Genomic DNA, 14,939 nt, shown 5'->3' on the forward strand with positions numbered 1-14,939 from the left:
AGATTGTGAGGTTATCGGCGAAAGCAAAAATTCGTGAGCCGTTTGTTGTTTCAAAATTGTTAACAATTTTGTAAACTGCGGGCGGATAGAACGACCCGGTGGACGACGGGTATAAATTAAGAGGTCATGATGAGCACAGAAATCAAAACTCAGGTCGTAGTACTTGGGGCAGGCCCGGCAGGTTACTCTGCAGCATTCCGCGTCGCGGATTTAGGTCTGGAAACCGTCATCGTAGAACGTTACAGCACCCTTGGTGGTGTTTGTCTGAACGTCGGCTGTATCCCTTCAAAAGCGCTGCTGCACGTAGCAAAAGTTATCGAAGAAGCCAAAGCGCTGGCTGACCACGGTATCGTCTTCGGCGAGCCGAAAACCGATATCGACAAGATTCGTACCTGGAAAGAGAAAGTGATCACCCAACTGACTGGCGGTCTGGCCGGTATGGCTAAAGGCCGTAAAGTGAAGGTGGTTAACGGTCTGGGTAAATTTACCGGAGCAAACACTCTGGAAGTTGAAGGCGAAAACGGTAAAACCGTGATCAACTTCGACAACGCGATCATCGCGGCGGGTTCCCGTCCGATCGAACTGCCGTTCATTCCACATGAAGATCCACGCGTGTGGGATTCCACCGATGCGCTGGAGCTGAAATCCGTACCGAAGCGTCTGCTGGTGATGGGTGGCGGTATTATCGGTCTGGAAATGGCGACCGTTTACCATGCGCTGGGTTCAGAGATTGACGTGGTTGAAATGTTCGACCAGGTGATCCCGGCTGCTGATAAAGACATCGTTAAAGTCTTCACCAAACGCATCAGCAAGAAATTCAACCTGATGCTGGAAACCAAAGTAACGGCCGTTGAAGCAAAAGAAGACGGTATTTACGTTTCCATGGAAGGCAAAAAAGCCCCTGGCGAAGCGCAGCGTTACGACGCTGTGCTGGTTGCTATCGGTCGCGTACCAAACGGTAAAAACCTGGATGCAGGCGCAGCGGGCGTTGAAGTTGACGACCGTGGCTTTATCCGCGTGGACAAACAGCTGCGCACTAACGTGCCGCACATCTTTGCTATCGGCGATATCGTCGGTCAGCCAATGCTGGCGCACAAAGGTGTTCACGAAGGCCACGTTGCCGCTGAAGTTATCGCGGGCATGAAGCACTACTTCGACCCGAAAGTGATTCCTTCTATTGCCTACACCGAGCCAGAAGTTGCCTGGGTGGGTCTGACCGAGAAAGAAGCGAAAGAAAAAGGCATCAGCTACGAAACCGCCACCTTCCCGTGGGCTGCTTCTGGCCGTGCTATCGCTTCTGATTGCGCCGACGGCGTGACCAAGCTTATCTTCGACAAAGAAACTCACCGTGTTATCGGTGGTGCGATTGTCGGTACCAACGGCGGCGAGCTGCTGGGTGAGATCGGTCTGGCCATCGAAATGGGCTGTGACGCAGAAGACATCGCGCTGACCATCCACGCTCACCCGACTCTGCATGAGTCTGTGGGCCTGGCGGCAGAAGTGTTTGAAGGTAGCATCACCGACCTGCCAAACGCGAAAGCCAAGAAGAAGTAATCTTCTTTCAGCGAATAAACGCCTCTTAGGAGGCGTTTTTTTTTGCCTGAAAACTACCCAATTTGGTAGCTATTTCATTGATGTTTTTACTAAAAAATTCCCGTACTCTGCCGATAACTTTTTCACCATTGTGTGGCTAATGGCTGCGCGGTTATTAAGTTCTGGACTATTTATTACACAAAAAAGGAAAAAAAATGTCTTTGAAAAAAGTTGCGGTGATTGGCTTAGTGGCGGCAGCGCTAACGTTGACAGGGTGCGGAGCCATGACCACGGCAGTGAAGAAGCGCAATCTGGAAGTGAAAACCCAGATGAGCGAGACTATCTGGCTTGAGCCATCCAGCGAGAAAACGGTCTACATTCAGGTTAAAAACACCTCTGATAAAGATATGAGCAACCTGCAAACCCTGCTGGCAAACGATCTGACCGCAAAAGGTTATAAAGTGACCAGCTCTCCGGATAGTGCTTACTACTGGGTGCAGGCGAACGTGTTGAAGGCCGATAAAATGGATCTGCGCGAAACGCAGGGCTACCTGAAAACCGGTTATGAAGGCGCTGCTGTCGGTGCCGCGCTGGGCGCAGGTATCACCGCCTATAACAGCAGCTCTTCCGGTGCCGCGCTGGGCGTGGGCCTGGCGGCTGGTCTGATCGGCCTGGCGGCGGATGCGATGGTGGAAGATGTGAACTACACCATGGTCACCGACCTGCAGATTTCTGAACGTAGCAAAGCGAAGGTCACCACCGATAATATCGCTGCCCTGCGCCAGGGTACCTCGGGCGTGAAGCTGCAAACCAGCTCAGAGCAAGGTGACCGTGCGAAGTATCAGACGCGCGTCGTTTCCAACGCCAACAAAGTGAACCTGAAGTTCGAAGACGCAAAACCAGTTCTGGAAGCACAGCTGGCGAAGTCAGTGGCTAACATCCTGTAAAGCAAAAGCCGGGTGGCGATCGCCACCTGGCCTACAACATCCTCGACGCGTCGACGGGCGTTTACGGCGCGACTTGCTGCCAGTGTTTATCAGGCGCATAAGTTGTTAATGCCTGCGCTTTTTTCTGAGAATCACTGCCAAGATTTGCCTGATACACTTCGTCGTCCTCATTAACGACAAAGCTCATCACCCCCGTCTGACCATAACTCACCGGCCAGGCGACCATCGCAAACCCTTTATCCTTATCAGGCAAAATACGGAAACGATAGCCGTGATAACCTGTGCCTGGTACCTGTGGACTGAAGGCCGGGCCAAGCGGGCTCGGGGCGTCACCAGGCGTTGTGGGCCAATACAGGCCATCTTTTTTCCCTTCTGTGCTGATCACCTTCTGGGCGTATTTCTGGTTCATCGCAAAATAGCTCTGCTGCGCATCGACATAAGCATGTAGCGCTTCGATGGCCGCCAGTTCATTACGGCCAATTTCGCGGGTCAGGATTTCATCGGCGGCTTTTTGCATATCAAATTGCCAACCGGAGGCGTTCTTCACGACCGGAATCGGCAACTGCCAGTGGCTATCGCCGACTATCAGGTGGGCGATATCGCCGTTGATAACGGTGCTATGACTGACTTTCCAGTCGCGCACGAAGCGGTCAACCGCATCGGGATCGACCCCTTCAGGAGGCAGGAAATTACGCCAGTCCTCACCCAGTAGTTCGTTCATTGCGCTTTCATTTTGCTCGGCGATCGCTTTGGCTAACGCATCAGTTGCCTGGTCGGGGGCACTAAAATTCTGCTGTGCGAGGGCAAAGGCCGAAACCATGAACAACGCCATGCCACCCAGTAATTTCATTTTCATATCGTTCTTCCTTAGCGGTGACGGAATTCGCGGTGTTCATTACGGCCCGCAGACGGTTGTCGCGGCGGCTGGTGTTGCGTGCGAGAGGTTTGCTGCCGACTCTGCGCGCCGCGCTGCTGTTGTGCCTGCCAGTTGGCGGAACGGCTGTCGTTACCGCTTAAGGCATTAGCGCGAGGTTGCGAATTCCGCTGCTGAGCGGGTTGCGACGAGCGTCTCTCCTGGCGTTGCGCCGTCGTTTGGCGATTTTGATGCTGTTGTTTGTTACTGGCGCGCTGTGTGGCTTGCGGTTTGCTGTTGTCGTAGCCACGGTAGTTATTGCGCTGGGAAATCTGCTTAAGCTGTTGGTTCGCCGCCTGACGCTGCGCATCTTTCGTTGCAGGCCGCTGCGTTTGAGACAGCGATTTGCCGGTGGACTGTTGAACCTGCGCGAGCGCGGCCTGGCGCTGGCTATCGCGATTGACAGGTTTATTTTGCGTCGCGCTCAGACCCGTCGCCGAGTTGGTTGAGTGGAAGCGGTTGTTGAGCTGGGTAGTCGGGTAGGGCACGCCTTCGCGATAGGCTGGGTTATGCTGCCAATTACGATTTGCATCGGTCAGGTGCTCACCACTGATTTTATTAAAGTTATCAACGTTAATATTGATGTTGTTATCGCCGTTGCGATTATAGCCGCCGTGATAGTCGTCGTTATGATGATGATCCCAGTCATCATCGTCATCCCAGTCAATATTGCTGAATATGGCGTAAGTTGTCGCCACACCGAGACTAAATCCCAGGCCTTTCACCAGGCTATCGGTAAATTGCTCGCCTGGCGATGGTGGTAAGTAGGTGGGGGGATAGGCGGTATTTGGCCAGGTGCCGTACACGGTATTTGGATTATAGGTGGGAACATACACCACCTGCGGATCGGCAGATTCGATCTTAATTACCGTAGGGCTTGTGGTTGTCGTGGTGGTGGTTGAGCTTGAAGCGCTACTTTTTGCGGGCGTAGGGGCCGGCTCGGCTTTCTTCTCGGTTGTCACCGTTTGTTGGGGCGTGGATTGTAACGCTCCCGTTTGCTGTGCAAGCAAGCGCAGGCGCTGCACGGAATCCATCACATCCTTCGGTTGTGCGAGAAACGCATCGCCAAGGTTCTGTATCCACTGCGGATTTTCACCCATCAACGACGTCAGTTGTGGAAACGCGACCAGTGATTTTACGCTGGGGTCCCATGGCTGGTCGGCAACGGCCTGGATAGCAGCGTCGCCCTGCATTTTGGGGTTATCCTTTGACCATTGCGCCGCCTGAATCACGTTCGAGGGATAGGTGGATGCCATCAATATTTGTGACAGCAGCGCATCAGGGTAGAGGGCGACAGGAGCCGTCCACTGATCGAGTTGTGCGGCGCTGTAGGTTGGCGCAACGACGGGTGCAGGCGGGAGAGTGGGCGCGGCAGGTTGCTGTGCCGCAGGCACGGGTACCACCGGAGCCGCAGGCGTGTCCGTGGCGCGGCTCATCACAAACATCGCTCCGGAGGCGGCGAACAGCCCGGCACTGCATAAAAGGACCAGCAGATGTGGCTTAAAAGGCAACTTCATAGTGTGACTCCAGCGTAAGCAGTGTCGAAGGATGTTCCTGATGCCGCGAGTATATTCACCCGTGTTTTCACGTTTTGACTAATGTTGGGAAAAGCCGGAGGTGTCCGGATAAAGAGTGTGAGCATTTATGACACAAATTATATCCGATGGCGGAAAAGTCGCTGGGATATTCAGAAGGTGGTTTTGTTGTGCTCGTCGCTCATTTCTCGCTACACCATCCTTAACGATTCAGCAAATTATTCAATGTTGCTTTTTTGTAAACGGATTAACACTGTGCAGAAATCCTGCTATGCTGCCCGACGCGGTACCGGGCATTTACCCTACAAACTGCTGTCTCACAGGAGCGTGAAGAGAACGCCGGCCGCATTATGATAATGAGAGCGAGGAGAACCGTCGTGCTAGAAGAATACCGTAAGCACGTAGCAGAACGTGCCGCCGAGGGAATTGTACCGAAACCTTTAGATGCAACCCAAATGGCCGCGCTCGTCGAGCTGCTGAAGAATCCGCCTGCAGGCGAAGAAGCATTCCTTTTAGATCTTTTGATCAATCGTGTTCCGCCGGGCGTAGATGAAGCCGCGTATGTAAAGGCCGGATTCCTTGCTGCCATTACTAAAGGCGAAGCAACCTCCCCACTGGTTACTCCTGAAAAAGCAATTGAACTGCTCGGCACCATGCAGGGCGGCTATAACATTCATCCGCTGATTGATGCGCTGGAGAGCGACGTGTTGGCACCGATTGCTGCCAAAGCGCTGTCTCAAACTCTGCTGATGTTTGATAACTTCTACGATGTAGAAGAAAAAGCAAAAGCGGGCAACGCCTATGCAAAACAGGTGATGCAATCCTGGGCTGATGCCGAATGGTTCCTGAATCGTCCCGCTCTGGCAGAGAAAATGACCGTCACCGTGTTTAAAGTGACGGGTGAAACGAACACTGATGACCTGTCTCCGGCCCCGGATGCCTGGTCTCGCCCGGATATCCCACTGCACGCGCTGGCGATGCTCAAAAACGCCCGCGAAGGCATCATTCCTGATGAGCCTGGCGCAGTAGGTCCGATCAAGCAAATTGAAGAACTGGCCAAAAAAGGCTTCCCGCTGGCTTACGTCGGTGACGTTGTCGGTACCGGTTCCTCGCGTAAATCTGCCACCAACTCCGTGCTGTGGTTCATGGGTGATGATATCCCTCATGTACCGAACAAGCGCGGTGGCGGTCTCTGCCTCGGTGGCAAAATCGCACCTATCTTCTTCAACACCATGGAAGATGCGGGCGCGCTGCCAATCGAAGTTGACGTCAACAAGCTGAACATGGGCGACGTGATTGACGTTTACCCGTTCAAAGGCGAAGTGCGCAACCACGAAACGGGCGAACTGCTGGCCAACTTTGAGTTGAAAACCGACGTCCTGGTGGACGAAGTGCGCGCCGGTGGCCGTATTCCGTTGATCATCGGTCGTGGCTTGACCACCAAAGCGCGTGAAGCGCTGGGCCTGCCACATAGCGATGTTTTCCGTCAGGCGAAAGACGTGGCGGAAAGCGACCGTGGCTACTCTCTGGCACAAAAAATGGTCGGCCGTGCATGCGGCGTGACCGGCGTTCGTCCCGGCGCGTACTGCGAGCCGAAGATGACCTCCGTCGGTTCTCAGGACACCACCGGTCCAATGACTCGTGATGAACTGAAAGACCTGGCATGCCTGGGCTTCTCTTCTGATCTGGTGATGCAGTCCTTCTGCCACACCGCAGCCTATCCAAAGCCGGTTGACGTTACCACGCACCATACGCTGCCAGACTTCATCATGAACCGTGGTGGTGTGTCTTTGCGTCCTGGCGATGGCGTCATCCACTCCTGGCTGAACCGCATGCTGCTGCCAGATACTGTTGGCACCGGCGGTGACTCCCACACCCGTTTCCCGATTGGGATCTCCTTCCCTGCGGGCTCTGGTCTGGTGGCGTTTGCCGCAGCTACGGGCGTGATGCCGCTGGATATGCCGGAATCCGTTCTGGTGCGCTTCAAAGGTAAAATGCAGCCGGGCATTACGCTGCGCGATTTAGTGCATGCGATCCCACTGTACGCGATCAAGCAGGGCCTGCTGACCGTTGAGAAAAAAGGCAAGATCAACATCTTCTCTGGTCGCATCCTGGAAATCGAAGGCCTGCCGGATCTGAAGGTTGAGCAAGCGTTTGAACTGACCGATGCCTCCGCTGAGCGTTCTGCTGCGGGTTGTACCATTAAGCTGAATCAGGAACCGATCGTTGAGTATCTGAGCTCCAACATCGTGCTGCTGAAGTGGATGATTGCTGAAGGTTACGGCGACCGTCGTACGCTGGAACGTCGCGTTCAGGGCATGGAAAAATGGCTGGCGGATCCGCAACTGCTCGAAGCCGATGCTGACGCTGAATATGCGGCAGTCATCGACATCGATCTGGCGGATATCAAAGAGCCAATCCTGTGTGCTCCAAACGATCCTGACGATGCGCGTCCGCTCTCTGAGGTGCAGGGTGAGAAGATCGACGAAGTGTTCATCGGTTCCTGCATGACCAACATCGGTCACTTCCGTGCGGCAGGTAAACTGCTGGATACGCACAAAGGCCAACTGCCAACCCGTCTGTGGGTGGCTCCGCCAACCCGTATGGACGCGGCGCAGCTGACCGAAGAAGGTTACTACAGCGTGTTTGGTAAGAGCGGTGCGCGTATTGAAATCCCTGGCTGTTCCCTGTGTATGGGCAACCAGGCGCGTGTGGCTGACGGTGCGACGGTGGTCTCCACTTCGACCCGTAACTTCCCGAACCGTTTAGGGACCGGTGCTAACGTCTTCCTGGCCTCTGCGGAGCTGGCGGCGGTTGCAGCGTTGATTGGTAAGTTGCCAACGCCAGGCGAGTATCAGACCTTTGTCGCGCAGGTGGAAAAAACGGCGGTTGATACTTACCGTTATCTGAACTTCGATAAGCTGTCTCAGTACACCGAGAAAGCCGACGGGGTGATTTTCCAGACGGCAGTATAAACAGCAAAACCGTCTCCACAGAGACGGTTTTGAGTGTTTTCACCCTCTCCCGTGGGAGAGGGCTGGGGTGAGGGCATCAGACCGCAGAGTCTTGCTCTCCCCTTTTTATTTTCATTCCTCCCACGCGTTCCGCTTTTTTTCTCCCTCTCTGCTGCGATAATTACCCTAATGGCTTTGCAGAGGAAAACACAATGGATTACGAATTTCTGCGCGACATCACTGGTGTGGTGAAAGTGCGTATGTCAATGGGCCACGAAGTGGTAGGGCACTGGTTTAACGAAGAGGTGAAAGAGAATCTCGCCCTGTTGGACGAAGTGGAACAGGCGGCGTGTTCGGTGAAAGGCAGTGAGCGCTCGTGGCAACGCGTTGGTCACGAATATACGCTGTGGATGGATGGCGAAGAGGTGATGGTTCGCGCTAACCAGCTTGAAATCTCGGGTGATGAGATGGAAGAGGGCATGAGCTATTACGACGAAGAGAGCTTCTCGCTATGCGGCGTTGAGGACTTTTTGCAGGTGGTAGCGGCCTACCGCAAGTTTATGCATCAGAAGTGATTCACCGGAGCGTCCTTGCTCCAGGCGTGGTTTACACGGCCGGAATATTGCGGCCGTAGTAGATTTCGCGCATCTCTTTCCAGAGCAGGTCGGTAATGACCTTGCGCTCTTCTTCGCTTAAATCTTCCGGTTGGGTATGGAACATGTAGTGTTTAAGGTCGAACTCCTTAAGCAGCATCTTGGTATGGAAGATATTTTCCTGGTACACGTTCACATCCATCATGTCGTACAGTCCCTTCATATCATCGGACATAAAGTTCTGAATCGAGTTGATCTCATGATCGATAAAATGCTTCATGCCGTTGATATCGCGGGTAAAGCCGCGCACACGATAATCAATCGTCACGATATCGGATTCAAGCTGGTGGATTAAATAATTCAGCGCATTAAGCGGGGAAATCACGCCACAGGTCGATACTTCGATATCGGCGCGGAAGGTGCACAGCCCGGCTTCCGGGTGGCTCTCCGGGTAGGTATGCACGCAGATGTGGCTTTTGTCGAGATGGGCAACTACCGCTTCGGGCAACGGGCCGGGGTGTTCAGTCGGGTCGATGAGGTGCGGATCAACCGGTTCCTCGCTCACGAGGATGGTCACGCTTGCGCCTTGCGGTTCGTAATCCTGACGCGCCACGTTCAAGATATTGGCACCGATAATGGAACAGGTTTCTGAGAGGATTTCGGTCAACCGGTTGGCGTTGTAGAGTTCATCGATATAGGCGATATAACCATCGCGTTCTTCCGTTGTTTTCACGTAGCAGATATCGTAAATACAAAAACTCAGGCTTTTGGTCAGGTTGTTAAAGCCATGTAGTTTCAGCTTTTTCAATTTAGCTCACCCCCTTAAGGACAGTGCGTCTTGCAAATATTGTGGCAAGGCAAAGGCTGCCGTGTGGACGGCTGGATTGTAGTAGCGACATTTCAGGCCGAGATGATGAAAACGTGCGGCAATAATCTCGGTGGAGAGACTGCGTAACGCCTCGTTATCCGTCGCCCAGGCAAAGGTCATGATCCCGCCGTAGTAGGTCGGAATGGCGGCCTGATAGAAACTGACATCGCCAAAGTAGTGGCTCAGTTTGCGATGGCTATCGATAGCTTCGTCTTGCTGTAAAAAACAGACGCCGTTCTGGGCAACGAATATCCCGCCAGGGTTCAGGCAACGTTTACAGCCTTCGTAGAAGGATGACGTAAACAGCGTTGCGCCCGGGCCGATAGGGTCCGTGCAATCAGAGATGATCACATCGAAGGTTTGGTGGGTTTGATTGACAAAATTGACGCCGTCGTCGATGACCAACGTGAAGCGCGGATCGTCGTAGCTCCCGGCATTATGGTTAGGCAGATATTGACGGCAGAAAGAGACTACGCCTGCATCGATCTCCACCATAGTGATGGTTTCGATGGATTTATGGCGGGAGACCTCGCGCAGCATTGCGCCGTCCCCACCGCCGATAATCAGCACATGTTTTGGGTGTCCATGCGCCATTAACGGCACGTGAGTCATCATTTCGTGATAGATAAACTCATCGCGTTCAGTGGTTTGTACCACGCCATCCAGCGCCATCACGCGGCCAAAAGCGGCGTTCTCGAAAATGATCAAATCCTGATGATCGGTTTTCTGGTGATAAAGCACGTTATCTACGGCAAAGTACTGACCAAACTGGTCATGCAGCGTTTCATGCCACACTGTGTTATCTGTCATCGGCTGAACTCTCCTTCGTTAACATCTGTTACACCCATGCAAAACAGGCGCAACATCATAGCCAACAACGGCCATGCGCGCACGGCCATCGTTTCAACAAGGAGGCGTCGGGAAGGTTACTTTACGTAGGCGAGCAGGCTCAGAGAATCGCGGGCCAGCGCTTTGCATTTTTTCGCGACAGGGATGCCAATGCCGCTTAAATCGCGGTAGCTGTCTTCACCGAGCGCCTTCATGTCAAAGCTGTCGTAGTTGCTGAGATCCCATTGGTTTTGCTGAGCAAAAAAGACCAGTGCGCGACGAATCTGCCCGTTGGGTAAATTCTGGTAACCACAATCATTTTTCAGGAATACAAAAACCGCCGTTAAATCGGCCATATCTTCCGCTTCATTTTCACTCAGCGCATAACTGTTCGCACTCATAGCCATCAGGCTTGTGAGTAACATTGTCCTGAAAAACGTCTTCATTGCTTCTACCACGGCATCACGGAAAATAAACGTTAGCATACTTGGTGCCAGGGCGACGACCTTTATTATTACCGCTTTACTTGACCTTCCGGTTAGGGGAGGGTTTAAGCTCAAAATATCGCCTGCACGAAAAAAGGAATGAACATGCAACGTCGTGATTTTTTGAAATATTCAGCCGTACTGGGGGCTGCCAGCGCATTACCGCTGTGGAGTCGCGCCGCTTTTGCCGCCGACAGACCAGCGCTTTCGATCCCCGAACTGCTTACCGCAGATGCCCGCAGCCGCATTCAGCTCGTCGTGCAGGCCGGTAAAACGAACTTTGGCTCCCATACCGCGACCACCTGGGGCTATAACGGCAATTTACTCGGCCCGGCGCTTCAGTTGCGTAAGGGCAAAGCCGTCACGGTGAATATCCACAATACTCTGACGGAAGAAACCACGCTGCACTGGCACGGGCTGGAAGTGCCCGGCGAAGTGGATGGTGGACCGCATGGCATCATTAAGCCAGGCGGCGAGCGTACGGTAACGTTCACGCCCGAGCAGCGCGCAGCGACCTGCTGGTTCCACCCGCATCAGCACGGTAAAACGGGGCATCAGGTGGCGATGGGGCTGGCGGGGCTGGTATTGATTGAAGATGACGAAAGCCGCCTGCTGCGTCTGCCAAAACAGTGGGGCATCGACGACGTTCCGGTTATTGTGCAGGACAAGAAATTTACGGCCGACGGGCAGATCGATTATCAACTGGACGTGATGAGCGCCGCGGTGGGCTGGTTTGGCGACACGCTTTTGACCAACGGGGCGATTTATCCGCAGCACGCCGCGCCTAAAGGCTGGCTGCGTTTGCGTTTGCTTAACGGTTGTAACGCCCGCTCGCTGAACTTTGCCACCAGCGACAAGCGCCCAATGTACGTGGTGGCAAGCGACGGCGGCCTTCTGGCGGAGCCGGTGAAGGTCGATGAGTTACCGATGCTGATGGGCGAGCGTTTTGAAGTGCTGGTGGATATCAGCGACGGCAAAGCTTTTGATGTGGTGACGCTGCCGGTGAGCCAGATGGGCATGGCCGTCGCCCCGTTCGATAAGCCGCATCCTGTTTTGCGCATTCAACCGCTGCTGGTGACGGCATCAGGCGTGTTGCCTGATACGCTGGCTGCGGTGCCGGCACTGCCATCGCTCGAAGGACTCACGCAGCGTAAACTCCAGCTTTCGATGGACCCCATGCTCGACATGATGGGTATGCAGGCGCTGATGCAGAAATACGGCGACCAGGCGATGGCCGGGATGCATCACGGGCAGATGTCGGGCCATATGAACATGGATCACGGCAAGATGGGGGGCATGAACCACGGCGGCCACGAGTTTGATTTCCACAATGCTAACCGCATCAACGGCAAAGCCTTTGATATGAACACGCCGATGTTTGCCGCTGCTAAAGGGCAGTATGAGCGCTGGGTGATTTCCGGAGAAGGCGACATGATGCTGCATCCGTTCCATATTCACGGCACGCAGTTCCGCATTTTGTCGGAAAACGGCAAAGCGCCAGCGGTACATCGTACAGGCTGGAAGGATACGGTTCGTGTTGAAGGGGGCGTCAGTGAGGTATTAGTGAAGTTCGAGCACGACGCGCCGAAGGAGTTTGCCTATATGGCGCACTGCCATCTGCTGGAGCATGAAGATACGGGGATGATGCTGGGGTTTACAGTGTAGATTTCTTCGGGCTGATGCCCTCTCCACGGGGAGAGGGAATAAACACTAAACGGCAACTTTCGTTGCCGTTTTGCTTTTATTTTGCGTCGTCCGGCAAAGCATACGCGACAATATAGTCGCCCATCTTCGTCCCAAACGAACCGTGACCACCCGCTGAGATGACAACATACTGCTTGCCATTCACTTCATAGGTCATCGGCGTGGCTTGTCCACCCGCAGGCAGACGGCCTTGCCACAGCTTCTCACCGTTGCTCATGTTGTACGCGCGCAGGTAGTTATCTGCGGTTGCCGCGATGAACAGCACATTACCAGCGGTGGAAATTGGGCCACCGAGCATCGGCATACCCATATTGAACGGCACCGGTACAGGCATCGGGAACGGCATGCTGTCCTGTGGCGTACCAATACGTTTCTTCCAGACAACCTGATTGGTTTTCAGATCCAGCGCGGAGATATAACCCCAGGCAGGCTGTTTACACGGCAGGCCAAACGGAGAGAGGAACGGGTTCAGCGTCACGCCAAACGGAACGCCGTATTGCGGCTGGATACCGGCTTCGGTACCGCTGCCTTTCGCATCTTTCGGCTGCTCCATTGGGTTACCAGGACCGCGAGGGATAAGCTTAGAGACAAACGGCAGCGCCATCGGGTTAGCAATCGCGACCTGACGGTTCGGATCAACGGAAATCCCGCCCCATTCGAACATCCCCAGGTTACCCGGGAACACCAGCGTGCCTTGCTCGGACGGCGGCGTGAAGATGCCTTCATAGCGCAACTGATGGAACATTACGCGGCACACCAACTGATCGAACATGGTGGCGCCCCACATGTCCGCACCGGTCAGATCTTTCTTCGGACGGAAGCTGAGGTCAGAGAACGGCTGCGTTTTGGAAACGTAGTCGCCTTTGGCCGCGCCTTGCGGAACCGGTTTTTCCGGTGCAGGCACCACCAACTCGCCGTTACGGCGGTCCAGCACGAAGATGTTACCGGTTTTCGCCGGAGCATAAATCACCGGCACGGTTTTGCCGTTAACGGTGATGTCCGCCAGCGTCGGCTGAGACGGCATGTCCATATCCCACAGGTCGTGGTGAACCGTCTGATAGCTCCACGCCAGTTTGCCGGTCGTCGCGTTCAGCGCCACGATAGCGCTGGCATAACGTTCCTGTTCCGGCGTGCGGTTACCGCCCCAGATGTCCGGTGTGGTCACGCCCATCGGCAGATACACCAGGTCCAGCTTCGCGTCATACGCCGCCGGTGCCCAGGAGTTTGGCGAGTTAAAGGTGAAGGTGTGTTCATCCGATGGGATCGCGTTTGGATCTTTCGCGCCCGGATCGAAGGCCCACAGCAGTTTGCCCGTATTCACGTCAAAACCACGAATAACGCCTGAGGTTTCGCGAGTGGAGAAGTTATCCGTGACCGAACCGGCAATCACGATAGTGGTATCGGTGATAATCGGCGGTGAGGTTGGCTCATACAGACCCGGAGTGGTGTTCGGCATGTTGGTCTGTAGATTCAGAATACCTTTGTTGGCAAAGGTTTCGCACAGCTTGCCGGTTTCGGCGTTGATCGCAAACAGACGACCATCGTTCACCGGCAGCATGATGCGACGCGGGCAATCCGCAATCACTTCCGGGCTGGCATTATCCGCGCGGGCTTCGTGATAAGACACGCCGCGACAAGTAATGTGCTGGAACGACGGATTGGAATTCAGCTGTGGATCGAAGTGCCATTTTTCTTTACCGGTGGCAGCATCGAGTGCGAACAGACGCTGGTGCGCCGTACACAGGTAAAGCATGTCGCCCACTTTGATGGGGGTCACTTCGTTGGTGAGTTCGCCCGGATCGTTGGGTTGCTTCAGATCGCCAGTGCGGAACACCCAGGCTTCTTTCAGATTTTTGACGTTATCCGCGTTGATTTGCTTCAGCGGAGAATAACGTTGACCTTCCTGGTTACGTCCATAGGCAGGCCAGTCGCCGTCGGCAACCTGAGAGATTGCTGCCGCAGGGGTAGATTCGGCGCTCAGTGTGCCTTTTACTTCCTGCGGATCGTTAAATCCAGCCCAGGTCAGGATGCCACCCGTGATGAGCAGAGCAACGACCAGCGCGGAAACGGCACCACGGGAAGGAATGAACAGGCGACGCCAGACGAATGGCAGAATCAGCCAGACACCAAAGAAGACCAGAATGTCACTGCGCGGTGTCAGCGCCCAGAAGTCAAAGCCGACTTCCCAGACTCCCCAGATCATCGTTGCGAGGAGCAATGCGGCGTAAAGCCACAGTGCAGAGCGTTTACCACGCAACAGCAGAACGGTTACACCAATCATAACCAGGCCCGCTATTGGGTAGTACCAGGAGCCGCCTAATGCGACCAGCCAGATGCCACCGGCTAACAGATAGAGTGCGCAGAAAGCTGCGAACGCCGCTGTTAATGTCACCAGTAGACGTGACCGTTGAGTTTTTGTTTCAGCCATAGAAAATGTACTCTTCAGTTTTGTTAATTATTTGTCAGCAATATATTATAGGTATTAACAAGTGTGATCGGAATCACAAAATTTGCTTTTAACAACACATGCGTTTTCGGCATGCATTTGCTGGTATACTTCTTCACTTGCGAATCAATGC

Annotated in this window: 11 protein-coding genes; 5 read left to right on the forward strand and 6 right to left on the reverse strand. The window is 54.2% G+C overall.

Annotated features, from left to right (window positions below):
- The first annotated feature begins 129 nt into the window (after nucleotides 1-129).
- Both lpdA and traT read left to right on the forward strand, forming a co-directional pair.
- Nucleotides 130-1,554, forward strand: a complete 1,425-nt coding sequence (gene lpdA, locus AC6EMZ_RS14200; RefSeq protein WP_498403287.1) for a dihydrolipoyl dehydrogenase — start codon at nucleotides 130-132, stop codon at nucleotides 1,552-1,554.
- 194 nt (nucleotides 1,555-1,748) lie between these two features.
- Complete coding sequence (traT, locus tag AC6EMZ_RS14205; RefSeq protein ID WP_498403175.1) at nucleotides 1,749-2,480, forward strand: conjugal transfer complement resistance protein TraT; 732 nt, start codon at nucleotides 1,749-1,751, stop codon at nucleotides 2,478-2,480.
- 61 nt (nucleotides 2,481-2,541) lie between these two features.
- On the opposite strand, the gene AC6EMZ_RS14210 is transcribed toward traT, so the two are convergent.
- Both AC6EMZ_RS14210 and AC6EMZ_RS14215 read right to left on the reverse strand, forming a co-directional pair.
- Nucleotides 2,542-3,336 (reverse strand): DUF2950 family protein, encoded by a 795-nt coding sequence (locus AC6EMZ_RS14210; protein WP_498403176.1) that lies wholly within the window; start codon nucleotides 3,334-3,336, stop codon nucleotides 2,542-2,544.
- A gap of 11 nt (nucleotides 3,337-3,347) precedes the next feature.
- A complete protein-coding gene (locus AC6EMZ_RS14215) occupies nucleotides 3,348-4,910 on the reverse strand; it encodes a DUF3300 domain-containing protein (protein WP_498403178.1) in 1,563 nt (520 codons plus the stop codon).
- 395 nt (nucleotides 4,911-5,305) lie between these two features.
- Between AC6EMZ_RS14215 and acnB the strand changes: the two genes are divergently transcribed.
- Entirely contained in the window at nucleotides 5,306-7,903 is a 2,598-nt protein-coding gene (acnB, locus tag AC6EMZ_RS14220; RefSeq protein WP_498403179.1) for a bifunctional aconitate hydratase 2/2-methylisocitrate dehydratase, read from the forward strand.
- 191 nt (nucleotides 7,904-8,094) lie between these two features.
- Nucleotides 8,095-8,457, forward strand: coding sequence for a protein YacL (gene yacL / locus AC6EMZ_RS14225; RefSeq protein WP_498403181.1), 363 nt, complete (start codon nucleotides 8,095-8,097; stop codon nucleotides 8,455-8,457).
- A gap of 31 nt (nucleotides 8,458-8,488) precedes the next feature.
- On the opposite strand, the gene speD is transcribed toward yacL, so the two are convergent.
- From speD to AC6EMZ_RS14240, 3 genes are all read right to left on the reverse strand, one after another.
- On the reverse strand, nucleotides 8,489-9,283 hold the full coding sequence (gene speD / locus AC6EMZ_RS14230; protein WP_498403182.1) for an adenosylmethionine decarboxylase: 795 nt from the start codon (nucleotides 9,281-9,283) through the stop codon (nucleotides 8,489-8,491).
- Between the two features lie 6 nt (nucleotides 9,284-9,289).
- On the reverse strand, nucleotides 9,290-10,153 hold the full coding sequence (gene speE / locus AC6EMZ_RS14235; protein ID WP_498403183.1) for a polyamine aminopropyltransferase: 864 nt from the start codon (nucleotides 10,151-10,153) through the stop codon (nucleotides 9,290-9,292).
- A gap of 116 nt (nucleotides 10,154-10,269) precedes the next feature.
- A complete protein-coding gene (locus AC6EMZ_RS14240) occupies nucleotides 10,270-10,617 on the reverse strand; it encodes a YacC family pilotin-like protein (RefSeq protein ID WP_498403288.1) in 348 nt (115 codons plus the stop codon).
- A 144-nt stretch (nucleotides 10,618-10,761) separates the two neighbouring features.
- On the opposite strand from AC6EMZ_RS14240, the gene cueO reads away from it, so the two are divergent.
- A complete protein-coding gene (gene cueO / locus AC6EMZ_RS14245) occupies nucleotides 10,762-12,321 on the forward strand; it encodes a multicopper oxidase CueO (protein WP_498403184.1) in 1,560 nt (519 codons plus the stop codon).
- Between the two features lie 76 nt (nucleotides 12,322-12,397).
- Here the strand turns inward: cueO and AC6EMZ_RS14250 are convergent, their stop codons facing one another.
- Nucleotides 12,398-14,788 (reverse strand): glucose/quinate/shikimate family membrane-bound PQQ-dependent dehydrogenase, encoded by a 2,391-nt coding sequence (locus AC6EMZ_RS14250; RefSeq protein WP_498403185.1) that lies wholly within the window; start codon nucleotides 14,786-14,788, stop codon nucleotides 12,398-12,400.
- Between the last annotated feature and the right edge of the window lie 151 nt (nucleotides 14,789-14,939).

Source organism: Enterobacter sp. SCRI0065 (assembly GCF_059766475.1).

Coding starts and splice junctions, on each gene's coding strand:
- traT (WP_498403175.1), top strand. CDS start 1,749: ATGTCTTTGAAAAAAGTTGCGGTGATTGGCTTAGTGGCGGCAGCGCTA.
- AC6EMZ_RS14240 (WP_498403288.1), bottom strand. CDS start 10,617: ATGAAGACGTTTTTCAGGACAATGTTACTCACAAGCCTGATGGCTATG.
- lpdA (WP_498403287.1), top strand. CDS start 130: ATGAGCACAGAAATCAAAACTCAGGTCGTAGTACTTGGGGCAGGCCCG.
- AC6EMZ_RS14250 (WP_498403185.1), bottom strand. CDS start 14,788: ATGGCTGAAACAAAAACTCAACGGTCACGTCTACTGGTGACATTAACA.
- yacL (WP_498403181.1), top strand. CDS start 8,095: ATGGATTACGAATTTCTGCGCGACATCACTGGTGTGGTGAAAGTGCGT.
- speE (WP_498403183.1), bottom strand. CDS start 10,153: ATGACAGATAACACAGTGTGGCATGAAACGCTGCATGACCAGTTTGGT.
- AC6EMZ_RS14215 (WP_498403178.1), bottom strand. CDS start 4,910: ATGAAGTTGCCTTTTAAGCCACATCTGCTGGTCCTTTTATGCAGTGCC.
- cueO (WP_498403184.1), top strand. CDS start 10,762: ATGCAACGTCGTGATTTTTTGAAATATTCAGCCGTACTGGGGGCTGCC.
- AC6EMZ_RS14210 (WP_498403176.1), bottom strand. CDS start 3,336: ATGAAAATGAAATTACTGGGTGGCATGGCGTTGTTCATGGTTTCGGCC.